The organism is Rhodanobacter ginsenosidimutans, assembly GCF_042655685.1.
Lineage (GTDB): Bacteria > Pseudomonadota > Gammaproteobacteria > Xanthomonadales > Rhodanobacteraceae > Rhodanobacter > Rhodanobacter ginsenosidimutans.
This window is the reverse complement of record NZ_JBHSMM010000001.1, coordinates 379236-403224: the sequence shown is the minus strand read 5'-3', so window position 1 is coordinate 403224 and position 23989 is coordinate 379236. Positions and strand designations below refer to the sequence as shown.

19 protein-coding genes are annotated in these 23989 nt (G+C 67.1%); 6 read left to right on the top strand and 13 right to left on the bottom strand.

The features are described 5' to 3' along the window. Nucleotides 1-5: 5 nt before the first annotated feature. The 7 genes from ACFPK0_RS01645 to ACFPK0_RS01615 form a co-directional block, all read right to left on the bottom strand. Nucleotides 6-683, bottom strand: coding sequence for a prepilin-type N-terminal cleavage/methylation domain-containing protein (locus ACFPK0_RS01645; protein ID WP_377340212.1), 678 nt, complete (start codon nucleotides 681-683; stop codon nucleotides 6-8). A gap of 160 nt (nucleotides 684-843) precedes the next feature. Continuing rightward, nucleotides 844-1428: a type IV pilus modification PilV family protein gene (locus ACFPK0_RS01640; RefSeq protein WP_377337919.1), complete on the bottom strand. Its 585-nt coding sequence runs from the start codon at nucleotides 1426-1428 to the stop codon at nucleotides 844-846. Beyond that, nucleotides 1425-1871: a type II secretion system protein gene (locus ACFPK0_RS01635; RefSeq protein ID WP_377340209.1), complete on the bottom strand. Its 447-nt coding sequence runs from the start codon at nucleotides 1869-1871 to the stop codon at nucleotides 1425-1427. Before ACFPK0_RS01635 ends, ACFPK0_RS01640 begins: the two co-directional genes overlap by 4 nt. A gap of 116 nt (nucleotides 1872-1987) precedes the next feature. Beyond that, the gene (gene gspG, locus ACFPK0_RS01630) at nucleotides 1988-2356 is read right to left on the bottom strand and encodes a type II secretion system major pseudopilin GspG (RefSeq protein WP_056606552.1); all 369 of its coding nucleotides are present in this window, start codon (nucleotides 2354-2356) and stop codon (nucleotides 1988-1990) included. Nucleotides 2357-2529: 173 nt separating this feature from the next. Then, a complete protein-coding gene (gene gspF / locus ACFPK0_RS01625; protein ID WP_377337917.1) occupies nucleotides 2530-3747 on the bottom strand; it encodes a type II secretion system inner membrane protein GspF in 1218 nt (405 codons plus the stop codon). Between the two features lie 336 nt (nucleotides 3748-4083). Further along, a complete protein-coding gene (gene gspE / locus ACFPK0_RS01620; RefSeq protein ID WP_377337915.1) occupies nucleotides 4084-5805 on the bottom strand; it encodes a type II secretion system ATPase GspE in 1722 nt (573 codons plus the stop codon). 196 nt (nucleotides 5806-6001) lie between these two features. Next, a complete protein-coding gene (locus ACFPK0_RS01615) occupies nucleotides 6002-7951 on the bottom strand; it encodes a S8 family serine peptidase (RefSeq protein ID WP_377337913.1) in 1950 nt (649 codons plus the stop codon). A 666-nt stretch (nucleotides 7952-8617) separates the two neighbouring features. Here ACFPK0_RS01615 and ACFPK0_RS01610 point away from each other — a divergent pair. After that, nucleotides 8618-9412 (top strand): TatD family hydrolase, encoded by a 795-nt coding sequence (locus tag ACFPK0_RS01610; protein ID WP_377337911.1) that lies wholly within the window; start codon nucleotides 8618-8620, stop codon nucleotides 9410-9412. A 116-nt stretch (nucleotides 9413-9528) separates the two neighbouring features. On the opposite strand, the gene ACFPK0_RS01605 is transcribed toward ACFPK0_RS01610, so the two are convergent. Then, a complete protein-coding gene (locus ACFPK0_RS01605) occupies nucleotides 9529-10065 on the bottom strand; it encodes a pseudouridine synthase (RefSeq protein ID WP_377337909.1) in 537 nt (178 codons plus the stop codon). Between the two features lie 13 nt (nucleotides 10066-10078). Further along, nucleotides 10079-10978, bottom strand: a complete 900-nt coding sequence (locus ACFPK0_RS01600) for a class I SAM-dependent methyltransferase (RefSeq protein ID WP_377340207.1) — start codon at nucleotides 10976-10978, stop codon at nucleotides 10079-10081. A gap of 328 nt (nucleotides 10979-11306) precedes the next feature. Between ACFPK0_RS01600 and ACFPK0_RS01595 the strand changes: the two genes are divergently transcribed. The 3 genes from ACFPK0_RS01595 (at nucleotide 11307) to ACFPK0_RS01585 (ending at nucleotide 16716) form a co-directional block, all read left to right on the top strand. Beyond that, nucleotides 11307-13418 (top strand): TonB-dependent receptor family protein, encoded by a 2112-nt coding sequence (locus ACFPK0_RS01595; RefSeq protein ID WP_377340204.1) that lies wholly within the window; start codon nucleotides 11307-11309, stop codon nucleotides 13416-13418. A 114-nt stretch (nucleotides 13419-13532) separates the two neighbouring features. After that, nucleotides 13533-14003 carry a prepilin-type N-terminal cleavage/methylation domain-containing protein gene (locus ACFPK0_RS01590; RefSeq protein WP_056606566.1) on the top strand — a complete coding sequence of 157 codons (471 nt, stop codon included), beginning with the start codon at nucleotides 13533-13535 and terminating at the stop codon, nucleotides 14001-14003. Nucleotides 14004-14010: 7 nt separating this feature from the next. Continuing rightward, the gene (locus ACFPK0_RS01585; protein ID WP_377337907.1) at nucleotides 14011-16716 is read left to right on the top strand and encodes a putative bifunctional diguanylate cyclase/phosphodiesterase; all 2706 of its coding nucleotides are present in this window, start codon (nucleotides 14011-14013) and stop codon (nucleotides 16714-16716) included. A gap of 19 nt (nucleotides 16717-16735) precedes the next feature. On the opposite strand, the gene ACFPK0_RS01580 is transcribed toward ACFPK0_RS01585, so the two are convergent. Then, on the bottom strand, nucleotides 16736-17848 hold the full coding sequence (locus ACFPK0_RS01580) for an S-(hydroxymethyl)glutathione dehydrogenase/class III alcohol dehydrogenase (RefSeq protein ID WP_056082813.1): 1113 nt from the start codon (nucleotides 17846-17848) through the stop codon (nucleotides 16736-16738). Nucleotides 17849-17908: 60 nt separating this feature from the next. After that, nucleotides 17909-18829 carry a LysR substrate-binding domain-containing protein gene (locus ACFPK0_RS01575; protein WP_377337904.1) on the bottom strand — a complete coding sequence of 307 codons (921 nt, stop codon included), beginning with the start codon at nucleotides 18827-18829 and terminating at the stop codon, nucleotides 17909-17911. A gap of 109 nt (nucleotides 18830-18938) precedes the next feature. Here ACFPK0_RS01575 and ACFPK0_RS01570 point away from each other — a divergent pair, with 109 nt between their 5' ends. Both ACFPK0_RS01570 and ACFPK0_RS01565 read left to right on the top strand, forming a co-directional pair. After that, nucleotides 18939-19133 (top strand): hypothetical protein, encoded by a 195-nt coding sequence (locus ACFPK0_RS01570; RefSeq protein ID WP_056082818.1) that lies wholly within the window; start codon nucleotides 18939-18941, stop codon nucleotides 19131-19133. Nucleotides 19134-19332: 199 nt separating this feature from the next. Next, a complete protein-coding gene (locus tag ACFPK0_RS01565) occupies nucleotides 19333-20277 on the top strand; it encodes an aldo/keto reductase (RefSeq protein WP_056082821.1) in 945 nt (314 codons plus the stop codon). 99 nt (nucleotides 20278-20376) lie between these two features. On the opposite strand, the gene ACFPK0_RS01560 is transcribed toward ACFPK0_RS01565, so the two are convergent. Continuing rightward, a complete protein-coding gene (locus tag ACFPK0_RS01560) occupies nucleotides 20377-21390 on the bottom strand; it encodes a TraB/GumN family protein (protein ID WP_377337901.1) in 1014 nt (337 codons plus the stop codon). Between the two features lie 278 nt (nucleotides 21391-21668). Next, a complete protein-coding gene (locus ACFPK0_RS01555; protein ID WP_377337899.1) occupies nucleotides 21669-23903 on the bottom strand; it encodes an NADP-dependent isocitrate dehydrogenase in 2235 nt (744 codons plus the stop codon). Nucleotides 23904-23989 lie beyond the last annotated feature (86 nt).

Here is a 23989-nt window from a genome sequence, read left to right as displayed (position 1 = left end):
GCGCATCACTGCGTCCCCATGCGACGGATCGGCAAGCTCGACGCGCCGCGGCCAGTGTCGCCAGCCTCCACGCGCAGCGGTACCTCCAGCGTGGGCCAGGGCACCATGCCATCCAGCTGCAATTCCACCCGCACCAGCCGCGGCAACACACGGCCATCGGGCCAGCTGGCGAGCCACGGCGTGGCGCGCCCCCGCACGTCGACGCCGCGATAGCTGAAACGGCCGGCACGCACATGATCGACCAGCACCTGCGGTTCACCCACCGGCTGCGGTTCACTGCCATCGGGCGGCAACAGGGCCAGGCCAAGTTCCAGCCGCAAGCCACCCGCGTCGTCATCAACCAGGCGCAAGGTTTGCAGCTGCGGCCCCAACTGGCCGAGGTAACCCGGCAACGGCGCTACGTAACGCAACCGCTGCGGCGCGCCATCGACAACCAGCGGCGCGCCGTGGTCATCGTGATCAATGGTCTGATTCAACGCCTGCGCCAGCTCGCGACGCAACAGCTGCTGCGCCGCGCGCACCTGGTCGAGCCGGTCGACCCGCGCATTGCCGGCATGCACGCTGCGCGTGGCGATGCGGACGCCGGCGTAGACACCCAGCATCAGCAAGGCCAGCAAGGCCAGCGAGGCCAGGACTTCCAGGAGGGTGAAGCCTTGTTGGAGCCGGGATTGGGAATTCGGGATTCGGGATTTGTTAGAGCAAAAACGCCTCTCAGCAAGCCGTGGAGTTGGCACCGTGCCGGCAGGCTGGGCACCGAGTGCTTTCCGAATCCCGAATCCCGAATCCCAAATCCCGGGCGCGCCTCGCCAAACTCCGGTTCTCATCGCACCCTCCCGCGCCCAATCATCGCGTCGGCGCCATCGGGTTGGCATCCGCGCCAGTCGAGAGCAGACGCAGGGTGCGGAAATTCGCCGTGTGCGGATGTGCGGCAACACCCCAGCTGACCTGCAGATCCAGTTGGTAGAGCTGCAGCGGCGTCTGGTCATTGGCCGTAGCGGCAGCGTTCCATGGCGTCACGTCCAGTTGCCACTGGAATTTGCGATTGAAACGACCGGCACTGTGACCCGGGCGCAGCGGCTCAACCACGTATACGCTGTCGAGCTTGCTGCGCGCCCACATCGCCGCCTCACTGGCATCGGCCGCCTGCCCGGTGAGACCGATGGCGCCACCGACGACCTGCATGAGTACTGCGAACGCGATGCCGAGCAGCGCAATGGCGGCCAGGACTTCGAGGAGGGTGAAGCCGTTGGCGCGCGCAGCGCGCCTGGGATTCGGGATGACCAGACATTCGTCTGTTGAAAGCCGGGATTCGGGATTCGTTAGAGCAAAGGCGCCTCCCGGCAAGCCGTGGCGCTGAGGCTGTGCCAGCGGGCTGGATGCCGAGTGCTTTTCGAATCCCAAATCCCCAATCCCGAATCCCGGCTTCATCGCACCACCACCGCGCCCGTCAGCCACGCCACGTCGATGCGCCATTGACGCTCACCGCGCTGCACCACGATGTGGCCGCCGGTGGAGCTGCCGTCGGGAAAGAAGCGGATGCGGCCGGTGTGGTCGTCGGGGGCATCTTCGCGGGCGCTGGTGATGCTCAACTGCATGCCGGGCGGCAGTTGCACGCTTTGCCCGCGGGCATTGCGCCAGCGGTTGTCGCGGGTATCGAGGTCGAACACCTGCGCCTTGCCGCGCACGATCGCCTGGGCGCGGGTGGCGCGCAGCGCGGCGGCCAGGTCGGCGCTGGCCGCTGCGGCACGGGCGCCGGCCAGGCCCTGCGTCACCGAGAATGCCACCGCCGCCGTGGCCACGCCGATCAGCAGGATCACGGCCAGCATTTCAAGGAGGGTGAAGCCGGTGGCGCGCGTTGCGCGCCGGGGAATGGGGAATAGCGAATGGGGAATGGGAAGAGCGAAAAGCTGGCGCTCGCCGGCTTTTCCCATTCCCCACTCCCCACGACCGTAAGGAAGTCCCCCTGTGGGATTCCCCATTCCCGGCTTCATTGCCAGCTACCCACATCCTGGCTGTAGCCGTCGCCGCCGGGCTTGCCGTCCTGGCCGTAGAAGACCAGGTCGAAATTGCCGTGTTCGCCGGGCACGGTGTAGCCGAACGCATGGCCCCAGGGATCCAGCAACTGCGACGGCTTGACGTACGGACGCTGCCAGTTCGGCGCGTTGGCAGGCTTGGTCACCAGATCCTGCAGTTGGCGCGGCGGTGAACCGTTGTCCAGCGCATAGCTGTCGATGGCCTGGCCCAGCACCTGCAACTGCACCTTGCCCGCACCGTACTTGCCCTTGTCCACGCTGTTGCCCACCTGCCGCACCACGATGGTGCCCACGATGCCGATCAACACGATCACGGCCAGCATTTCAAGGAGGGTGAAGCCTTTGGCGCGCGAAGCGCGCCCGGGAATGGGGAATCGGGAATGGGGAATGGGGAAAGCTGGCAAGCACCGGCCTTTCGCTCTCTCCATTCCCCATTCCCGATTCCCGATTCCCTGCCCCACCGACGCCAGAAACTTCGCCATTGCCGTACTCCTCCTCATTGAATATTGCTGGTCAAACTCAACAGCGGCAGCAGGATCGCGGCCATGATGATCGCCACCAGTACCGTCATCACGATGGTCAGCGCGGGCACCAGCGCGGCCAGCAGGCGGTCGATGGCGCGGCGCGATTCGATCTCGAAAGTGTCGGCCACTTTCAGCAGCATGGTGTCGAGCTGGCCGGCCTCCTCGCCCACCTGCACCATCTGCAGCGCCAGCCTTGGAAACAGGGCCGGTTGCGCCAGCGCCAGGCTCAGGCCGGAGCCACCCTTGACCTCCTCGTGGGCGCTGGCCAGCGCCGCATCCAGTGCGCGGTTGCCGGTGACTTGGCGCGCGATGGCCAGCGCGCTCAGCAGGGGCACGCCGTTTTTCAGCAGTGTGCCCAGGGTGCGGGCGATGCGCGCGGTTTCCACTTTCAGCAGCAGCGGGCCGATCCAGCGCAGGTGCAGCAGGCGGGCATGCCACGCCAGCCGTGCCTGCGGATCGCGCAGCCGCGCGCGCCACGCCACCGCGCCAGCGATCAGCAACAGTGCGATCAGCCACCACCACGCCTGCAAGGTATTGCCCAACAGCAGCACCGCGCGGGTAATCCAGGGAATCGGCACCTGCATGTCCTGGAAGATCGGCACGAATTGCGGCACCACGTAGGCCAGCAGCAGCACCAGCGAACCGAGCACACCCACCAGCAGGAACGCCGGGTAGATCAGCGCGTTGATGACGCTGCCACGCAGTTGCTGGGCGCGCTCCAGGTAATCGGCCAGCCGGCGCAGGGTTTCCTCCAGCGAACCGCCGGCCTCGCCCGCGCGCACCAGGCTCACGTACAGGCGGGGAAACACGCCGTGCTCCTCGTCCAGCGCCGAAGACAACGTATTGCCGCCCCGCACCCGCTCGCGCACGCGCTCAATCAGTTTCCTGGCCCGCTCGCTTTCGGGCAGATCCAGCAGGATGCCCAACGCCCGGTCCAGCGGCTGGCCGGCGCCCAGCAAGGTCGCCAGCTGATGAGTGAACTGGGCCAGCTGGTCACCGCTGAACGGGCCGCGCGTGAACAGTGCCGCGACGCCAGCGCCACCGTCGGCCGCGTCGGCCGGCTGCGCTTCCAGCGGGGTGTGGCCCTGGTCCTGCAGGTGGGCGATCACCTCCTCTGCGCTGGACGCTTCCATCTGGCCGCGCAGGGATTCCCCCGCGCCAGTGATGGCGCGGTATCGAAAAAGGGTCATGGAACCCACTCCCCGCACAGCTCCGCGAGCTCACCCAGAAGCGAAACTGCACGGCACGTTTGCCCCCTCTCCCCGTGGGGGAGAGGGTTGGGGAGAGGGGCCGGGGCTTGCGGGGAAGACAGATAGGAAACCCTCCCGCAGCGTGCGTCGCTTCGTTGAGCTTTGCCGCGACGTGTTTTGCTTCGATGAGCTTCCCCGCGGCGTGTTTCGCTTCGATCAGCTTCCCCGCGGCATGTCCCCCTCTCCCTACCCTCCTCCACCCACAAGGGGACTCCCTTCGGTCGCCGCAGGGGAGAGGGGATTACGGCAGCTTCCAGCGGCGCGGCGGCGTGCTTTTTAGCCCTCCTGCGTAACACGCAGCACCTCCTCCAGCGTGGTCACGCCGGCGACGGCCTTGGCGATGCCGTCTTCGTACATGGTGCGCATGCCTTCGGCGCGGGCCTGTTTTTCGATGGCGCCGGCGTCGGCCTTTTGCATCACCAGGCGGCGCAGCGGGTCGGTCATGGGCAGGAATTCCATGATCGCCTGGCGGCCGCGGTAGCCGCTGGGGTTGGCGGTGCTGCTGCCCGGTTTCCACAGGCGGATGGGGCGCTGATCGGTGTATTTCTCCAGCTCGAACTGGGCGATGACTTCGGGCGCGGGCTCGTACGCCACGGCGGTTTCCGGGTCGAGCGTGCGTACCAGCCGCTGCGCCAGGATGCCGTTGACGGTGGAACCCAGGAGGTAATCCTCCACGCCCATGTCCAGCAACCGGGTGATGCCGCCGGCGGCCGAGTTGGTGTGCAGGGTGGACAGCACCAGGTGACCGGTGAGCGCGGACTGGATCGCGATGCGGCAGGTTTCCAGGTCGCGCATTTCGCCGATCATGATCACGTCCGGGTCCTGCCGCACGATCGAGCGCAGCGCGCCGGCGAAATCCAGCCCGATCTGCGGTTTCACCTGGATCTGGTTGATGCCTTCGATCTGGTATTCGACCGGGTCCTCGACGGTGATGATTTTCACGTCGGGCGTGTTGATCCGCGACAGCGCGGTGTACAGCGTGGTGGTCTTGCCCGAGCCGGTGGGGCCGGTGACCAGCAGGATGCCGTGCGGGCGCTGCAGCACGTCGACGAAACGCTGCTGGAAGCTGTCGGTGAAGCCCAGCGCGGCGAAATCGAACACCACCGATTCGCGATCCAGGATACGCATTACCACCGACTCGCCGAAGCTGGTCGGCATGGTGGACACGCGCAGGTCCAGCTCCTTGCCCTGCACCCGCAACTGGATGCGGCCATCCTGTGGCAGGCGGCGCTCGGCGATGTTCATGCGCGCCATGATCTTGACCCGCGAGATCACCGCGGCGGTGGACGACGCGGGCGGCGCCTCCACGTCATGCAGCACGCCGTCGATGCGATAGCGCACCTTCAGCTGGTTTTCGAACGGCTCGACATGGACGTCCGAAGCGCGCTGCTCCACCGCGCGCTGCAGGATCAGGTTGACCAGCCGAATGACGGGAGCCTCGGAGGCCAGGTCGCGCAGATGCTCGACGTCGTCTTCCTCGGCCGCGCCGCCGTCAAGGTTTTCCACGATGGTGCCCATCGCCGAACGACCGCTGCCGTAATAGCGCTCGATCAGCCCGTCGATGTCCGAGCGCAGGCCGATGCGCAACGCCACCGGTCGCCCCGCGGCCAGCTCGACCGCCTGGCGCGGATAGGGATCGGCGGGATCGGCCACCACCAAGGCCAGGCCCGACGCGTCGTGCACCGGCACCACGTGCTGCTGCTTGAGGAAGCGCAGCGACACTTCCAGCTCCGCCGGCGGCAGCTCCGGCGCATCGCGCGCGGCCAGTAGCGGCACCTGCAGCAGCTCGGCCCAGGCTTCGGCCAGGTCGCGCTCGGACACCAGCCCCAGCCGCGCCAGCAAGGACGTCAGCGTGCCCTCGGGCGACTCCTCGTGCAGCCGCCGGGCGCGGCCCAGGTCGGACTCCTTCAAGCGCCCCCGCGCCACCAGCAACGCGCACGCCTGCACGTCGTCGACGGCCGTATCGCGTGGTTGCGCAGGGCTGGACAAGGCCGACATGGGTTCCTCCGGTGGGGCAACGCTCCAACGCGCCGCGAACCCGCATTGGTAGCACAACGCGGCGGCGGCGGCGATGGCATGGGTGTTGGCGTTGCAGCCTGATGGAGGCGACCCGACCCAGCCGCTGGCTGACGGCTGGGGAATCGAAAGAAGCGGCGGGCTCGCCGGGTGCGAGCCCGCCTGGTTCAACGGTGAATCAACGCGGCGCCCGGAAGCTGCCCACCACGTTCATCCCGGTAAACGCCGTCTCACCCACCACGGTCACGTACCAGCTGCCTGCCGCGGGGCGCGGCACCACCACCGACTCGCGATTGCCCGGCCGCGCGGACTTGTAGTCATAGTCCGAGGCCCCGCCGGCGGCGCCGGCCTTGACGTACATCGACACGTTGCCGCGCCCGCCATCGGCGCGCAGGCTCAGCGTATGCACGCCGGCCGGCACCGACAGCATGTAGACGGTGCTGCTGCCGGTGCTGCCGGACTGGCCCATCAGCGGCACGCCGTTGGTCAGCACGGTGGCGTCGCCGTCGCCGACGGCGGCTCGCACCGCCGCGTCGGCATCGACGATGCCGGCACCGATGCGGCGGTTGGCCGGCGGCTTCACGCTGGGCGCGTGTGCCGTTTGCTGCAAGGTGGCCAGCACCTCGGCCGGCGTCATCAAGGCCATGCCGGCGGCCAGCCGCGCGCTCTGCATCAAGGCCACGACGCCGGCCACGTGCGGGGTGGCCTGGGAGGTACCGGCATAGCCGCCGTAGAGTGTGTCGTTGGGCACCGGCGTGGTGGCACCGCTGTTCAGCGCCTGCCAGATGAAGCCGTCGTTGACAGGGGTGCCGCTGTCGGCATCGTTTTCGTACACGCCACCGCCGGGTGCGGCGATCTCAACCGCCTTGCCGTAGTTGGAATAGAAGGCGCGCCTGCTGGTGATGCCGGTGGAGGCCACGGTGATCACGCCGGGGCAGCTGGCGGGCGAGGTTTTCGAGGCATCGATATCCTCGTTGCCCGCCGCCACCACCACCACCGCGCCCAGCGCGTTGGCCGCGGCCACCGCCTGCGCCGCCGGATCCTTGGCCTTGCATGTGCCGGGGCCGCCGAGGCTGAGGTTGATCACTTTCGCCGGGTGCGTGTTGTCCGGCACGCCGTCCACGTGGCCGCCCGCCGCCCACACGATGGCGTCGTTGATGTCGCTGTCATAGCCGCCGCAATGGCCGAGCACGCGCACCGGCAGGATCTTCGCGCCGTGGGCGATGCCGGCCATGCCCCGCGCGTTGTTGGTGAGCTCCGCACCGGCGGTGCTGGCCACGTGGGTGCCGTGCCAGGAGCTGTCTTCCGGCGGGTGGGTGGCGTCGGTGCACTCGGTGAGCCAGGGCTCCTCGGTGGTCCAGTCGCCGGTGTCCCAGCCGCCCGGCACGCGGCCGTCGGTGGCGCGGCCGGAGACGAAACTGTCCACGATGAAGTCATAGCCGGCGTCGCCCAGCGAGGTGTCCACGTCCACGTGCGTGGTGATACCGGTATCCAGCACGGCGATCACCACGCCGGTGCCGTCGGCCAGATCCCACGCGTTGTTGACGTTGGTGCCGCCCAGGTTGGCGTGGCCCTCGGTGGTGACGGTGCCGTCGGGCGCTTTCAGGTTCCACTGGTATTTGGCGTAGTAGGTGTCGTTCGGCGTCACGGTTTGCGGTTGCAGCAGCGTCGAGGCCGCCACGTCGCGCACGCGATGGCGCATCACGTCGGGCACCACGTAGGCCACCGCCGGGTCGGTCGACAACTGACGGATCAGCGCCTCAGCCTCGGTGCGGTCGAGCGACCGCGACGTGCGCAACAGGTCGCCGCCCACTGCCAGCTTGCGCTGGAAACGCATGCTGACCGAGGCCGGTGCGCCGGCGACGCTACGCCCGGCGCGCACCAGCCCGGCCCGGTTCAGCGCCGCGGTGGCGGTCTGCACGGCAGCCGCGTGGTTGGCGCGCTCGCTGCTGCCCTGGCGGTAAGTGACGATGAAGCGGTTGAATGTTGGCTGGCCCTGCAGCGAGGTGAGGTCCATCCGCGCCGGATCGCCGGTCGGCGAAACCGCGGCGGCAAAGCTGACCGTGCTGGCCATGGCGGCGGCCAGCGCAGCGGCGAGTACGCCCCTGCGAAAAACGTTGTTGTTCATGTGAACTCCCAGACGGTGGTGATCGCTGTATCAAGCGGATGGCCGCTGCGTTGCCGCATGCGGAGGGCTGCTGTTGGCGAGCGGCGGCGGCCCGCGGATGACGCCTTCTCCCGGCACCGCGCGGCTCGTCGTACCTGGCGACAAGGGATACGGGTGGGCTGCGTGCCGCGCGCCCGGTCGATACGCCGCCAACGGCAAACGACGCCACCGCGAAGGCCGCGGAACGATGCGCAACGACAGGCATGGCCGGGCCATGAGCAGGAAAGCCGACGACAACCGGGGACGACAACGCGCCGCGATGACCACGGCCGCCACCGCCCGGACTGTCAGTCAGCTCTCAGCGCAGCAGCACCATGGATCGGCGGCGAAGGGTTTGCGATGCGGCGGAAACGGAAACCTGGCTACGCATGATGTCTCTCTCCCAGACAACGGTATGCGGCTCGACACGAAAGCCGTCGGACGACGCCTCGTGCACTCTGTTGCAACCCCGAATGTCGCTTGCGATGCACGACCGCGCGAACGCTGTCGCCCCCTTCACCGCTTGCGGCACCGGGTTTTTATACGCAGCCCACCGTGATGAATCTGCATGCAGGTTTTCACGTCTTCCTGCACTTGCGCCGCCGCACCGGCACGCCACAATGGGCGTTTTGCCAGGACGCGGATCACATGGATCTTGTCGACATCGGCGCCAACCTCGGCCACGAATCGTTTCAGCACGACATGGACGCGGTGCTGCAACGCGCCGCCGCCCAGGGCGTGAATCGACTGGTCGTCACCGGCGCCTCGCGCGAAGGCAGCGAGCACGCGCTGGCATTGGCCACCACCCATCCCGGTCGCCTGTACGCCACCGCCGGCGTGCATCCGCACCACGCCATCGACTACGACGACGCCACTGACGCGCGACTGCGCGAGTTGTCACTCGGCCCGATCGTGCGCGCCATCGGCGAAACCGGGCTGGACTACAACCGCAACTATTCGCCGCGCGATGTGCAACTGCGCGTATTCGAACGCCAGCTGCAGATCGCCGTCGACCGCGGCATGCCGCTGTTCCTGCACCAGCGCGACGCCCACGCCGATTTCCTGGCCCTGCTGCGTCGCTACCGCGACCGCGTGCCGGCCGCCGTGGTGCATTGCTTCACCGACACCGCCGAGGCGCTGCGCGATTACCTGGCGTTGGATTGCCACATCGGCATCACCGGCTGGATCTGCGACGAACGCCGCGGCCTGCACCTGCGCGAGCTGGTGCGCGAAATTCCCGCCAACCGGCTGATGATCGAAACCGACGCACCGTATCTGCTCCCGCGCACCGTGCGACCGCCGCCCGCGCACCGGCGCAACGAACCGATGTACTTGCGGCATATCTGCGAGGAGATCGCCCGCGATCGCGGCGAGAGCGCCGAGGTGACGGCGGCGAACAGCACGGCCACCGCGGAAGCGTTCTTCGGGCTGGCGGGCCTGTAAGGCGGCTCCGATGTGGGAGCGACTTCAGTCGCGATGCTTCTTCTTTGGAGCTCCAGAACAAGAGCATCGCGACTGAAGTCGCTCCCACAAAAAAGTCGCGCCTACAGAAGTCGGTTCTACCGTTGCAGCACGCGGGTCTGGCCAGGCGCCAAACCCTCCAGCGCATAGCCGCCGATGCGCACGCGGATCAGCCGCAGGGTGGGAAAACCCACCGCCGCCGTCATGCGCCGCACCTGGCGGTTGCGGCCTTCGCGCAGGGTGAGGCTGAGCCAGCTGGTGGGGATGCTTTTGCGGAAGCGCACGGGCGGATCGCGCGGCCACAGCCAGTCGGGTTCGGCCACGTGCTCGGCCAGCGCCGGCAACGTGGGGCCATCTTTCAGCGTGACACCACGGCGCAAGGCCGCCAGCGCGGCGTCGTCGATCTCGCCATCGACCTGGGCCAGGTAGGTCTTGGGCTGCTTGTGGCGCGGGTCGGTGAGGCGGTGGGCCAGCTTTCCATCGTCGGTGAGCAGCAGCAATCCCTCGCTGTCGTGATCCAGCCGTCCAGCCGCATAGACGTCCGTTTGGCGAACGAAGCCGGCCAGCGTGGGCCGGCCGCGGTCGTCGGTGAACTGGCACAGCACGCCGAACGGCTTGTTGAGGGCGATCAGCATGCGGTGCGACGACTCAATGCGTGGCGGCGGCCGGCTTGACGAAACGCAGGGTCATGCGATCGGACTCGCCGATGGCCTGGTATTTCGCCCGGTCGGTATCGCCCAGCGCCAGGGTGGGCGGCAGCGTCCACACGCCCTTGGGATGGTCGTGGTTGTCGGCCGGGTTGGCGTTGATCTCGCTGCGCGCATCGAGCTTGAAACCGGCGTCGGTGGCCAGCTTGATGACCGCGGCGGTGGGCAGGTAGCCGCTGCTCTTCACCGCCGCCAGGGTGGCGCCGTCAGCGGCGCGGTGATCGACCACGCCCAGCACGCCGCCCGGCCGCAGCACCGCGTAGAACGCCTTGAACATCGCCGGCGCGGTGTCGGCCATGACCCAGTTGTGCACGTTGCGGAAGGTCAGCACCAGGTCGGTCGAGGCGGGCGCGCCGAACACCGGCTTTTTCGGATCGAAGCTGACGATGGTGGCGTTGCCGAAGTGCGCCGGATCGGCCGCGAATTTGCGCCGCAGCTTGCTGTCGTCGGTGCGTGCCTCGCTGTTGCTCGACGGCGCCTGCTCGGCGGCAATGTAGTGGCCGTTGTCGTGCAGCAGCGGCGCCAGCAGCTCGGCGTACCAGCCGCCGCCGGGGGTGATCTCGATCACCGTCTGGTCGGGCTGGATGCCGAAGAACTGCAAGGTGGCCTTGGGGTGGCGCCAGCTATCGCGGGCGCGATTGGCCTCGCTGCGCCAGCTGCCCGCCAGCACGTCGTCGAGCTGGCTGGCGGTGAAGTCGCTGGCGCTGGTGGGTGGCACCAGCGCATCGGTGGGCTGGTCGGGCTCGGCCGTGCCCGCCGCAACCACCTGCGCGCCGGCTCCCAGCCAGCTGCCCGCCAGCAACAGGGCGAGAAGCAGGCCGAACTTCTTCAAGTACGTCATCGACATAATCCTGATCCCGCAGCGGTGGCGTCATGCACCGCCGGTGGGTGATGGGTGGAGATTTCGTGCGTGCAGGCCGGGTATCAGGAGCGTGGGTGGTAGAAATCTTCCGGGCTGCGAAAGTTCCTACCACCCACACTCCAAACCCGTGGGGAAGATGAATCCGCCCCGCCAGCGATAAGGATAATCGGTTCACCATTTTCTTGTACGCGGGCGTGACGATGCCGTTTACATGCATGGCGGGCGCCTGCCGCTTACCATGACCGTATCGCGCTGCCACCACCGCAAGCGCATTGAAGGAAACCTTTCCCCCATGTCCACCCAGCGAATGTTTCGCCGCGGCCTGCTGTTGCCCACATGGGCACTGGCCACCACCGTCGCCGCCACACCACAAACCACGCCGCAGGCCGAGCTGGCACCGATCACCGTTACCGCCACGCGGACGGCGCAATCGCCGTTCGACGTGGCCGCCTCGGTCGACGTGGTGGCCGCGCCGGCCAGCGGTTCGCTGGATGTGAACGCGTCCGAGTTGCTGCAGGGCGTGCCCGGCATCCTGGCGCGCGACCGCCAGAACTATGCGCAGGACACGCAGATCTCGATCCGCGGCTTCGGCGCGCGTGCCACCTTCGGCATCCGCGGCGTGCGCCTGTACAGCGACGGCATTCCCGCCACCATGCCTGACGGCCAGGGCCAGGTGTCGCATTTCAATCTCGATGCCGCCGACCGCATCGAGGTGCTGCGCGGGCCGTTCTCGGCGCTGTACGGCAACGCGTCCGGCGGCGTGGTGCAGTTGTTCAGCGCCGAGGGCACCGACCCGCCGCAGGTGCGGCTGGGTCTGGCCGGCGGCAGCGACGGCTTGCTGCGCGCCACGCTCAACGCCCGCGGCGTGCAGGGGGCGCTGGATTACAACCTCGACTTCAGCCATTTCCGCACCGACGGTTACCGCGACCACAGCCGCGCGCAACGCGAATCGGGCAACGCGGTGCTGGGCTGGAAGCTGGATGAGCACCGCAAGCTGACCGTGGTGCTGAACACGATGAACCTGCCAGGCGCACAGGACCCGCTGGGGCTCACGCCCCGGCAATTCCAGGACAACCCGCGCCAGGCCGACGATGCCGCCACCACGTTCAACACGCGCAAAAGCGTGTCGCAGCAGCAGGCCGGCCTGATCTACGACGACCAGCTCAGCGACGCCAGCCACCTGCGCCTGATGGGCTATTACGGCCAGCGCAGCGTGCTGCAATACCTGTCGATTCCCGCCGTGGCGCAGATCAGCCCGCTGAGCGCCGGCGGCGTGGTCGACCTGGGCAACGAATACGGCGGCGGCGACGCGCGCTGGACCTGGGCCAGCACGCTGGCCGGGCGGCCGTTCGAGCTGACCGTGGGCGCCAGCTACGACAACCAGCACCAGCACCGGCGCGGTTACGAGAACTTCGTCGACGACACCGTGGGCGTGCGCGGCGCACTGCGCCGCGACGAGCAGGACCGCGTCCACGATTTCGACCAGTACGCCCAGGCCAGCTGGCGCGTGGCCGACGCGTGGACGGTGATGGCCGGCCTGCGCCACAGCGAGGTGAAGTTCGCCACCGACGACCGCTACCTCACCGCCCGCAACCCCGACGACAGCGGCCGCGTAGATTATTCGGCCACCACGCCGGTGGCCGGCGTGCTGTATCGCGTTTCGCCCACCGCGCACCTGTATGCGTCGTACGGCAAGGGTTTCGAGACGCCCACGTTTTCCGAACTGGGCTACCGCAACGACGGCGACAGCGGGCTCAATTTCGGCCTGCAACCCTCGCGCACGCGCAGCGCCGAAGTGGGCCTGAAGCTGCGGCCGCGGCCGGGCACGCAGGCCGATATCGCGCTGTTCCGCGCCGACAGCCGTGACGAAGTCGCCGTGGCCACCAGCCTGGGCGGTCGCACCACCTACCAGAACATCCCGCGCGCCCGCCGGCAGGGTGCGGAAGCGTCGCTGACCACGACACTCGCCCCGCGCTGGAAACTGCAACTCGCCTACACCTACCTGGACGCCCGCTTCCGCTCGCCGTTCCTGGCCTGCGCCGGCCGCTGCTCCGCGCCGAATACGCCCGTCGACGCGGGTGCGCGGATCGCCGGCGTGCCACGCTCCAACAGTTACGCCGCGCTGCATTTCGGCGGCGAAACCGGCTGGCAGGCGGATCTCGACAGCCGTTACATGGCCACCGTACCCACCGGCGACCTGGGCACCGTAGAAGCACCGCCCTACGCCGTGTTCGGCGCCGGCATGGGCTACGTCGTCGAAGGCGGCCACTGGCGCACGCACGCCTTCGCCCGCATCGACAACCTGGCCGACCGCCGCTACGTGGGCTCGGTGATCGTCAACGACGGCAATGGCCGTTATTTCGAGCCCGGTTCAGGCCGCACCTTCCTGCTGGGGGTGGATCTGCGCTGGCAGCCGTAACCCGCCACATTCAAGGCCGGTCAACCGGCGCCGTTAACCACAAGGAGCTTCTGCCGTCCGTCCAACCATCGTGCCGTCGCTGTCTCCTCAATCTACACGGCTCAACCTTTGGCCATGCACAACACACTGAACACGCGGGGCCATGGCCTTACGCTGGTCGAACTCATGATCGTGCTTGCCGTGGTGGCGCTGCTCACGGTCATCGCGTTGCCCACCTATTCGCGCTACATCGATCGCGTGAGGACCAGCCAGGCCGTGCAGTTCATGACAACGACGTCGCTGGGCCTCGAGGCTTATTACGCCCAGCACCTGAGCTACCCCGCCAGCTTGTCCGAGATCGGCATCAAGGACGCCGTCGATCCCTGGGGAAATCCCTACCAGTACCTGCCCATCGACATCGATCCCCCGCCGAACACGGGGAAGGTGCGCCGGGACAAGAACATGAATCCGATCAACACCGACTACGACTTGTACAGCGCCGGTCCGGATGGTCGCAGCCAGACCCAGCTGACGGCGCGTTTCGCCCGCGACGACATCGTGCGCGCCGGCAATGGCAGCTACGTCGGCAAGGCCCGGGATTTCTAGGTACGCGATGCGTACTTACCTGCGAGGAAAGGTCAGCCGGCGGCTCATCCTTCAATTCGTGCTGGCCGCGCTGATCCCCATGAGCGGCGTGGCCTGGTATGCCTACCACCAGGTCAGCACGCTGCTGTTGAACTCGGCTTACGAGCACCTGCGCGCCGACAGCAAGTCGTTCGGCATGGCCGTGATCGAAAGCCTGAACACTCATGCCAGCGCGCTGAAGCAGCTTGCGCAAGCGGGCGTCGGCAACGCGCAGGCGGTGACCCGATCCGGTTTCACCGGCACCTCCCTGCAGCCGCTGGCAGCGCTGACGGTGGAGCAACGGACCCGGCTCGGCCATGGCGGCGTGGTGCTGCGACTGGCCTCCGGAAGTCCCGTCGAACTGGTCGCTCCCTCCGCCTCACCGGGCACGGCCCTGGTCGGGGAAATCGAAACCGCCTCGTTGTGGACCAACGATTTCTCCCCCGAGCGTTACTGCGTTCTCGATGCCGATCTTGCGGTGCTCTTCTGCACCCCCGGGCTGGTGCCGCCGGACAGGCAGATGCTGTATTCGGTCTTGGGCACGGGCACGGGTGGCACCGTGCGCTGGAGCCATGCCGGGGAGGATCTGCTGGTGGGCCTGTGGCGCCCCAAGTTCCTGCCCGCGTTTGAAAGCCCGGGTTTCGTCATCATGCAGGTTGCGTCCCGCGCCGACGCCCTGCGCACGCTGAACAACTTCCGGCATTTTTTCCCGATCACCTTCCTGCTGGCGTTGATCCTGGCCGCCGCCCTCGCGATCAGGCAGGTGCAGCGCCAGATGAAGCCGCTCAACCTGCTCACCGACGCCAGCCAGCGACTGGCGGCAGGCGACCTGGGCGCCCGCATCGAGCTGGCCGGCAACGACGAGTTCACCGAACTGGGCGAGACGTTCAACGACATGGCGGGCAACCTGGAATACAGGTTCCACATGCTCGCCATGCTGAGCGAGCTCGACCGCGCCATCATCAGCGCCTCCGGCATGGAGCAGCTCGCCAGCGAGGTGCTGCGGCATGTTCGCAAGGCCATTCCCTGCGACGGCGCCGGCCTGCTGGTACCCAGCGGCGAGCAGGGCCATTACCTGCTGACCTGCGACCCCGGACACGCTGCTGGCTGCGTGCGCACGTCGACTCGAAAAATCGATCTGACCCGGCTCAGCCCCACGCAACCGGCCACCATCCTCCCACCCGACAGCCTGCCGCACGAATTCCTGGATCGGCTTTGCCCCGCCCCGCCGGCGCAGTTGATGGCCTTCCCGATCCGCCACGGTGATCGCCTCGGGCACGTGCTGCTGCTGGCCCACGCGAAGCGGCCCGCACCCACCGACGACATCGTGCAGGGCGGCCGGGCGTTGGCCGACCGGCTGGGTATCGCGCTGTCCAGCCTGGCGCAGGAGGAAAAGCTTCACCACCAGGCCCACCACGATTCACTGACCGACCTGCCGAACCGCGTGCTGCTGCGCCAGCGCTGCGAGCAGGCCATCGACCGCGCGCAACGCGAGCAGACCTCGGTCGCGCTGATCCTGATCGATCTGGACAACTTCAAGCAGGTCAACGACACCCTCGGCCACGCCGCCGGTGACGAGCTGCTGCTGCAATGCGCGACCAACCTCAGGAAGCGCCTGCACCAGGACGACACGCTCGCCCGGCTGGGCGGCGATGAATTCGTTCTCCTGCTGCAAGGCCTCGCGAACGGCGAGGAGCGCACCGTTCTCGACGAACGGTTGCGGGCATTGATGAGCGACCTGTCCGTACCGATCACCGTGCACGAGTACCGGATCAACACCCCGGCCAGCATGGGCGTGGCGCTTTATCCCGCGCATGCCGGCCATTTCAATGAGCTGCTGCAGATGGCCGACGCCGCCATGTACAAGGCCAAGCGCGAGCAGCGGGGCGGGTTCCAGTTCTACTCGAACGAACTCAACACGCAGTCGAAAGCCCGCTTCGACCTGACCCAGGAACTGCGCCGGGCGGTCCAGAACGACGAGCTCGTGCTGCATTTCCAGCCAAAGGTCGATGCCCGCACGCGGGAAATCGTGGGTGCGGAAGCGCTGGTGCGCTGGCTCTCGCCCACGCGCGGGCTGGTGTCACCCGGCGTTTTCGTGCACCTGCTCGATGAAATGGGGTTGGGCGTGTGGCTTGGCGAGTGGGTGCTCGACCGCGCCTGCGCGCAGATGCGGGAGTGGCAGGACAGCGGCCAAGTCTCGATTTCCGTCTCGGTCAACATGTCGCCCGCCCAGTTCGAACGGACGTCCATCCTGGAAGTGGTGCGGGCGAGCCTGGAGCGCTATCAACTGGACGCCAGCTGCCTGGAAATCGAGATACTGGAAGCCACCGCGGTCAATGACTCCGACAAGGCAAGGCAGACCCTGGTCGCGCTTCGGGCGGAAGGCATTCGGGTCGCGCTCGACGATTTCGGCACGGGCTACTCGTCGCTCGTCTACCTGACCCGCATACCGGCCGACGTGCTGAAGCTCGACCAGGCCTTCATCCGAAGCCTTCCCGACGACCCGCGGCAGCAGGAAATCGTCCGGCACATCATCGCCCTGGCCAAGACCTTGTCGTACACCGTGGTCGGCGAAGGCGTCGAGGACGAGGCCCAGCTGTCGGTTCTCGTCGCGATGGGTTGCGACCTTGTGCAGGGTTACCTGATCGGCCGCCCCGTCCCCGCGGATGAATTCGCCGGGCGCTGGCTGCGCTGAGCAGCCAGCCGCCCTTTCGTCAGTAGCGGATCACCGACCGGATCACCTTGCCTTCGTGCATCAGGTCGAATGCGCGGTTGATGTCGTCCAGCGGCAACACTTCGGTGATCATCTCGTCGATCTTGATGTCGCCCGCCATGTAGCGGTCGACGTAGCCGGGCAACTGCGAGCGGCCCTTCACCCCGCCGAACGCCGAGCCGCGCCACACGCGTCCGGTCACCAGCTGGAACGGCCGCGTGCTGATTTCCTGCCCCGCGCCGGCCACGCCGATGATGATCGACTCGCCCCAGCCCTTGTGGCAGCACTCCAGCGCGGAGCGCATCACGTTGACGTTGCCGATGCATTCGAACGAATAATCCACGCCGCCGTCGGTGAGCTCCACGATCACCTGCTGGATCGGCGTATCGGGGTAGTCCTTCGGGTTGATGAAGTCGGTGGCGCCCAGCAGTTTGGCCATCTCGAACTTGGCCGGGTTGGTGTCGACCACCACGATGCGGCCGGCTTTCGCCATCACCGCACCTTGCACCACCGACAGGCCGATGCCGCCCATGCCGAACACCGCCACGCTGGCGCCCGGCTCCACTTTCGCCGTGTTCAGCACTGCGCCGATGCCGGTGGTGATGCCGCAACCGAGCAGGCACACCTTGTCCAGCGGCGCGGCCTTGTTGATCCTGGCCAGCGAGATCTCCGGCAGCACGGTGTATTCGCTGAACGTGCTGGTGCCCATGTAATGCAGCAGCGGCTTGCCGTTCAACGAGAAGCGCGAGGTGCCGTCGGGCATCAGGCCCTGTCCCTGGGTGACGCGGATTTTCTGGCACAGGTTGGTCTTGCCCGAGCGGCAGAATTTGCACTCGCCGCACTCGGGCGTGTACAGCGGAATCACGTGGTCACCGACTTTCAGCGAGGTGACGCCTTCGCCCACTTCCTCGACGATGCCGCCGCCCTCATGGCCCAGGATCACCGGGAACATGCCCTCCGGATCGGCGCCGGACAGGGTGAACGCATCGGTGTGGCAGACGCCGGTGGCGACGATGCGTACCAGCACCTCGCCGGCTTTCGGACCGGCAACGTCGACCTGCTCGATCGACAGCGGCTTGCCTGCTTCCCAGGCGACGGCGGCGCGTGATTTCATGATGCGGCTCCTCGATGCGGTGCGGATGCGTTGAACGCTCCATGGTACCCGCTCGCCGCTTCAATCCTCGACCGCGCCGCAGCGGCTCGTGGCCGGCAGTTGCCGGCAGTAATCGTCCGCCTCGGCCAGCAGCCACTCGCGGAAAGCCTGCAGGCCGCGATGCTCCAGCGAACGCGGCGGATACACCAGCCAGTACGCCTCGGACACCGGCAGGTAGTTGTCGCCCAGCACCTGCAGGCGGCCCGCGTCGATCAGCGACTTCGACGTCACCATCCGCCCCAGCGCCACGCCGAGACCTTCCAGCGCCGCGTGGCGCAGCGCATCGAGGCTGTCGAATTGCGCCACGTAGCGCTTCGGCGGCGTGCCGCCGCGATGCTCGAACCAGTCGAGCCAGCGCCGGGACGAGGCCGGCTCACCCAGCAGCGGCCAGCACGACAGGTCGCCGGGATCGGCATCACCCATCTGCGCGATCAGCTCAGGCGCCGCCACCGGTGCGATCCACTCACCGAACAAGCGCTCGCTATGCAAACCGGGCCACTCGCCACGGCCATAACGCAAACCGGCATCGACCGGCTCGCGTGCGAAATTGACCAGGGTCGAACCCGACTGCAAGGTCAGCTCCAGCTCCGGATGCACGGCCACCAGGCGCGGCAACCGCGGCACCAGCCAGCTCGACATGATGCCGGGGCTGGCGCTGAGCGTGAGCGCGTCGTGGTGGCGCGTGCGATATGCCGCCAGCGCCTGTTCAATGCCATCGACATGCCCGCCTACCGCTTCCAGCAGGGCGCAACCCTCCACCGTCAACGTGACGCCGCGCGGGCCGCGCTCGAACAGACGCCGATCCAGCCGCTCCTCCAGCTGTTTCATCTGGTGGCTGAGCGCGCTCACGGTGAGGTTCGCCTGCGTCGCCGCGCGCGACAGGTTGCCCAATCGCGCCACCAGCACAAACTGTTGCAACAAGCCCAGCGGAAGCTTCGCCATATTGAATTTCCCTCAAGCCTGTCTTGCGAATATATCGCTTTTTGGCGGCCCTTACCGCGCGTACCTTGAACGCCTCCCAAGTCGTTGCGCCCCCGCGAAGGAGCTTCTCATGAGTTCGCTATGGAAGGATTTGCTGTTTCTGCATGGCCACCTGACCCACGCCCAGCTGATCTGGTCCGACGTCGAAGAGACCACGAATCAGGACGCCGCCACCACGAACAAGCCGAGGCCCGACGCACTGAAGTGCGGCGTGGCGTGCTGCGCGGTGACGACCGCATTGCCGCGCATTGCAGCGCCGCGCTGAGCGGCCACCATTCCGGGCCTGAGCGTCGGCCGCACCGCGACCAGAGTCGAAGCGCCCCGCTGAGTGTGAACACCCGCCAGAACACCGGCGATTTCGCAGCAAATGACCGCAAACGTCCAGCCCGATCATGGGCACGATTTGAAACTGGGTGCCGCAATGGCCACACTTGGGCCTCCCCACGTTTCGTTCGGACGTCTCCATGTCATTACGCCCGCTAGGCAACTCGCCGCTTTCCATCGCCCCGCTCGCCTTCGGCGGCAATGTGTTCGGCTGGAGCGCCGATGAAGCGCGTTCATTCGAATTGCTGGATGCCTTCGTCGACGCCGGCTGCAACCTGATCGATACCGCCGACGTGTACCCCGCCTGGGTGCCGGGCAACCAGGGTGGCGAGTCCGAGGCCATCATCGGCCGCTGGCTCAAGCGCAGCGGCAAGCGCGACAAGGTGGTGATCGCCACCAAGGTCGGCAAATGGGCCGAGCAGCCGGGCCTGTCGCCGGTGAACCTGCAACAGGCGGTGGACCGCTCGCTGCAGCGCCTGCAGACGGATTACATCGACCTGTACCTGGCGCACGAGGATGATGCCAGCGTGCTGCTCGCCGACACGCTGGGCGGCTTTGCGCGGCTGATCGAGCAAGGCAAGGTGCGCGCCATCGGCGCCTCCAACTACAGCGCCATCCGTTTCGCCGACGCGCTGGCGGCGGCCCGCGAACACAACCTGCCCCGCTACGAAGTGCTGCAACCGGAATACAACCTGCTCGAGCGCACCGGCTACGAAAACGAACTGGAGCCGCTAATCCGCGCAGAGAACATCGGCGTGATCAGCTACTACGCGCTGGCCAGCGGCTTCCTCAGCGGCAAGTACCGCGACGAAGCGGATCTGGCCAAGAGCAGCGCCCGCGCCAGCGCGGTAAAGCGCTACCTCAACCCGCGTGGCCTGCAGGTGCTGGCCGCACTGGACGCGGTGGCCGCGACACACCAGGCCACCGTGGCCCAGGTGGCGCTGGCCTGGCTGATCGCCCGCCCCAGCATCACCGCGCCCATCGCCAGCGCCACCACGGTGACGCAATTGAATGACCTGATCGGCGCCGTGAAGCTGCAGCTGAGCGCGGACGAAATTGCGGAGCTGGATCGCGTCAGCGCCTGACGCTTCCCGTACCTGTAGGAGCGACTTCAGTCGCGACGCTTTTGCTCTGGAAGCCCGGCGAAGAGCATCGCGACTGAAGTCGCTCCTACAAGGGCGAGGTCACTCCACCGGCTCCTCGATCGTGTAACCCTCGGCCCGCAACTTCGCCAGGTAGCCATCGGGTTTCAGCAGCTCGTCCATCGACAGCATGGCGAAGGTTTGCCGGTTGGTTTCCAGCGCCTTGCGCGCCGCGGCCAGCCAGGTGGCTTGTACTTTCTCGGGGATGTCGTCGATACCCAGCTGGCGCGCAAAACCCGCGTCCGCCAGCGCATCAATGCAGGCCTGGCGGCGGTTGCTGTCGGGCAGTTCGCGCAGCAACTGCAGGTCGCCGGTGGCCCAGGCGTTGGCGCGGGCTTTCATCGACGGCAGGTCATGCTCGATCGCATCCAGCGTGCGGCTCATGCACATCACGTCGTTGGGTGCGGCCTGCTTGAACGCCTTGATCGCCGCCCGCGGGTGCTCGATCGTCACCGGATACTCGACCGCGGTTTCGGCCACGCCATGCTGCTTGGCCAGCGCATCGACGGCAGCCTTCACGCCACCGGAATTGCTGAGGCCATTGGCCTTGATCGCCGCCTTGTACAACTCCTGCGCGGCAAAGATCGGCCGCCACCGCTCGACGCTGCGCTTGTCGCTGAGATAGGTCTGCTTCAACGCCTGCCAGCGCGCGTAGGTGGGCGCGGACAATACCTGCTGCAAGGTCTTGCCATCCTCGTTCTTGCGCGCGCTATAGGCCGACGGCAGCAGAAAGAGCTTGCCCAGCCAGCCGGTGTCCACCTTCATCTTCACCGAGGGCGGCAGCAGGATCTGCTGCGCGGAGGCGATCACCGATTCCACCTCCCGCGACTGCCACGTCATGCCGCGCGGCAGCGGCGACAGCGTGCCCAGTATCCACAGCTCGTGATCACCGCGCGACACCCGCCACATGCCCGGCCCCGGCTGCACGCCGGTGACCAGCACGGCGGGGAGATCGGCCACGTTGGTCGACGACGGTGGCGGTGGCGCGGCGCGCAAGGGCGCGCCCGCCATCAGGGCGATCAGGGCGATCAGGGAAATCGCTGGGCGCAGGCGCATGGGAGGTTCCAGCCGGGGAGTGACCATTGTGTCAGGGGAAGGCTGACTGGGGCCTTGTCGCGGCGTGCGCCCTCTCCCCTGCCCCTCTCCCGCAAGCGGGAGAGGGGTTCACACCGACCGCCTCTTCCGCTCACCCCTGACCTCCTCTCCCGCTTGCGGGAGAGGACTGAGGAGAGGGGCCTTTGCTCGTGGAATGCCGCTGAGTGCACAAACGAAAAGAGGCGCCCGAAGGCGCCTCTTTTCAACAAGCCGTAAAGACGGCCATACGCGCTACCCGATCAACCCTTCGAAAGCGTCGCCAACGCCGCATTGAACGTCGCGCTGGGACGCATCGCGCGGCCCACCTTGTCCATATCCGGGTGGTAATAACCGCCGATGTCCACCGGCTTGCCCTGCGCGCCATTGAGCTCCGCCAGGATGGCCGCCTCGTTGTCGGCAAGCGCCTTGGCCAGCGGCGCGAACGTCGCCTTCAGCGCGGCATCATCGTCCTGCGCGGCCAGCGCCTGCGCCCAGTACAGCGCCAGGTAGAAATGGCTGCCGCGATTGTCCAGCTCGCCCACCTTGCGCGCGGGCGACCTGTTGTTGTCCAGCACCTTGCCGTTGGCCTGGTCCAGTGCCCGCGCCAGCACCTTGGCCTGCGCGTTGCCGGTCTGCTCGCCCACGAACTCCAGCGAGGCCTGCAGCGCCAGGAATTCGCCCAGCGAATCCCAGCGAAGGTAGTTCTCCTCCACAAACTGCTGCACGTGCTTGGGCGCGGAACCACCGGCGCCCGTCTCGAACAGGCCGCCGCCCGCCATCAGCGGCACGATCGACAGCATCTTGGCGCTGGTGCCCAGCTCCATGATCGGGAACAGGTCGGTGAGGTAATCGCGCAGCACGTTGCCGGTGACCGAGATGGTGTCCTGGCCCTTGCGGATGCGCTCCAGCGAGAATTTCGTGGCGGCCACCGGATCCATGATGCGGATATCCAGCCCGCTGGTGTCGTGATCCTTCAGGTAGCGCTCGACCTTCTTGATCACCTGCGCATCGTGCGCGCGCTTCGGGTCCAGCCAGAACACCGCCGGCGTGGACGAGAGCCGCGCGCGACTCACCGCCAGCTTCACCCAATCCTGGATCGGTGCGTCCTTGGCCTGGCACATGCGCCAGATGTCGCCGGCCTCAACCTCGTGCTGCAGCAGCACCTTGCCGGCGTCGTCGATCACCTTGACCGTGCCGTCGCCGGCCATCTGGAAGGTCTTGTCGTGCGAGCCGTATTCCTCGGCTTTCTGCGCCATCAGGCCCACGTTGGGCACGCTGCCCATGGTGGCCGGATCGAACGCGCCGTGCGCCTTGCAGTCCTCGATGGTCGCCTGGTACACGCCGGCGTAGCTGCGGTCGGGGATCACCGCCACGATGTCCTGCAGCTTGCCTTCGGCGTTCCACATCTTGCCGGAGTCGCGGATCATCGCCGGCATCGAGGCGTCGATGATCACATCGCTGGGCACGTGCAGGTTGGTGATGCCCTTGTCGGAATTGACCATCGCCAGGGCCGGGCGCTGCGCGTATTCCGCCTGCAGGTCCGCCTTGATCTGCGCCTGCTGATCCTGCGGCAGGCTGCCGAGGCGGGCGTACAGGTCGCCGATGCCGTTGTTGGGGTTGAAGCCGATCTGCTTCAGCGCGTCAGCATGCTTCGCCAGCGCATCGCGGTAGAACTCGCTGACCGCCACGCCGAACATGATCGGGTCGGAGACCTTCATCATGGTGGCTTTCAGGTGCAGCGAAAACAGCACACCCTTCGCTTTCGCATCCGCCACCTGGGCGTCGATGAAAGCGGCCAGCGCGCGCTTGCTCATCACCGCGCCGTCGATGATCTCGCCTTCCAGCAGGGCGGTTTTCGCCTTCAGCACCGCATGGCTGCCGTCCTTGCCGAACCACTCGATGCTGACGTTGCCGGCGCGTTCGATCAGCGCCGATTTCTCGGTGCCGTAGAAATCGCCGTGATCCATGTGTGCCACGCGGGTTTTCGAATCCGCGCTCCACGCACCCATGCGATGCGGATGCTCGCGTGCGTAGTTCTTCACCGAAGGCGGCGCGCGGCGATCGGAATTGCCTTCGCGCAGCACCGGGTTCACGGCGCTGCCCTTGACCTTGTCATAGCGCGTACGGACGTCCTTCTCGTGCGCATCCTTCGGCTCGTCCGGGTAATCCGGCAGCGCGTAGCCCTGCTGCTGCAACTCCTTGATGGCGGCTTTCAGCTGCGGCATGGAGGCGCTGATGTTGGGCAGCTTGATGATGTTGGCCTCGGGCGTATTGGCCAGCTGGCCCAGCTCGCTGAGGTCGTCGGCGATGCGCTGGTTGTCCTTCAGCGCCTCGGGAAACAGCGCAATGATGCGGCCCGCCAAAGAGATGTCGCGCGTCTCCACCGCGATGCCGGCGGTTCCGGTGAAAGCGTTGATGATCGGCAGTAGCGACTGCGTGGCCAGAAAAGGAGCTTCGTCCGTCAGCGTGTAGATGATCTTTGGCGTGGAAGACATTGTCGGTTGTGACCTCTCTGCGACGACAGTTCAGGGATGGGCGCCAGCGCGATCGGCGACGCGCGGAAAAGCCCCCCATTGTCGCG

What these genes read in the sequence shown, in the direction of transcription:
- ACFPK0_RS01640 (WP_377337919.1), bottom strand. Translation starts at nt 1,428, where the DNA reads ATGAAGCCGGGATTCGGGATTGGGGATTTGGGATTCGAAAAGCACTCG.
- ACFPK0_RS01585 (WP_377337907.1), top strand. Translation starts at nt 14,011, where the DNA reads ATGCGTACTTACCTGCGAGGAAAGGTCAGCCGGCGGCTCATCCTTCAA.
- ACFPK0_RS01565 (WP_056082821.1), top strand. Translation starts at nt 19,333, where the DNA reads ATGTCATTACGCCCGCTAGGCAACTCGCCGCTTTCCATCGCCCCGCTC.
- ACFPK0_RS01555 (WP_377337899.1), bottom strand. Translation starts at nt 23,903, where the DNA reads ATGTCTTCCACGCCAAAGATCATCTACACGCTGACGGACGAAGCTCCT.
- ACFPK0_RS01590 (WP_056606566.1), top strand. Translation starts at nt 13,533, where the DNA reads ATGCACAACACACTGAACACGCGGGGCCATGGCCTTACGCTGGTCGAA.
- ACFPK0_RS01570 (WP_056082818.1), top strand. Translation starts at nt 18,939, where the DNA reads ATGAGTTCGCTATGGAAGGATTTGCTGTTTCTGCATGGCCACCTGACC.
- gspG (WP_056606552.1), bottom strand. Translation starts at nt 2,356, where the DNA reads ATGCTGGCCGTGATCGTGTTGATCGGCATCGTGGGCACCATCGTGGTG.
- ACFPK0_RS01575 (WP_377337904.1), bottom strand. Translation starts at nt 18,829, where the DNA reads ATGGCGAAGCTTCCGCTGGGCTTGTTGCAACAGTTTGTGCTGGTGGCG.
- ACFPK0_RS01560 (WP_377337901.1), bottom strand. Translation starts at nt 21,390, where the DNA reads ATGCGCCTGCGCCCAGCGATTTCCCTGATCGCCCTGATCGCCCTGATG.
- ACFPK0_RS01595 (WP_377340204.1), top strand. Translation starts at nt 11,307, where the DNA reads ATGTTTCGCCGCGGCCTGCTGTTGCCCACATGGGCACTGGCCACCACC.
- gspF (WP_377337917.1), bottom strand. Translation starts at nt 3,747, where the DNA reads ATGACCCTTTTTCGATACCGCGCCATCACTGGCGCGGGGGAATCCCTG.
- ACFPK0_RS01580 (WP_056082813.1), bottom strand. Translation starts at nt 17,848, where the DNA reads ATGAAATCACGCGCCGCCGTCGCCTGGGAAGCAGGCAAGCCGCTGTCG.
- ACFPK0_RS01610 (WP_377337911.1), top strand. Translation starts at nt 8,618, where the DNA reads ATGGATCTTGTCGACATCGGCGCCAACCTCGGCCACGAATCGTTTCAG.
- ACFPK0_RS01600 (WP_377340207.1), bottom strand. Translation starts at nt 10,978, where the DNA reads ATGACGTACTTGAAGAAGTTCGGCCTGCTTCTCGCCCTGTTGCTGGCG.
- ACFPK0_RS01615 (WP_377337913.1), bottom strand. Translation starts at nt 7,951, where the DNA reads ATGAACAACAACGTTTTTCGCAGGGGCGTACTCGCCGCTGCGCTGGCC.
- ACFPK0_RS01605 (WP_377337909.1), bottom strand. Translation starts at nt 10,065, where the DNA reads ATGCTGATCGCCCTCAACAAGCCGTTCGGCGTGCTGTGCCAGTTCACC.
- gspE (WP_377337915.1), bottom strand. Translation starts at nt 5,805, where the DNA reads ATGTCGGCCTTGTCCAGCCCTGCGCAACCACGCGATACGGCCGTCGAC.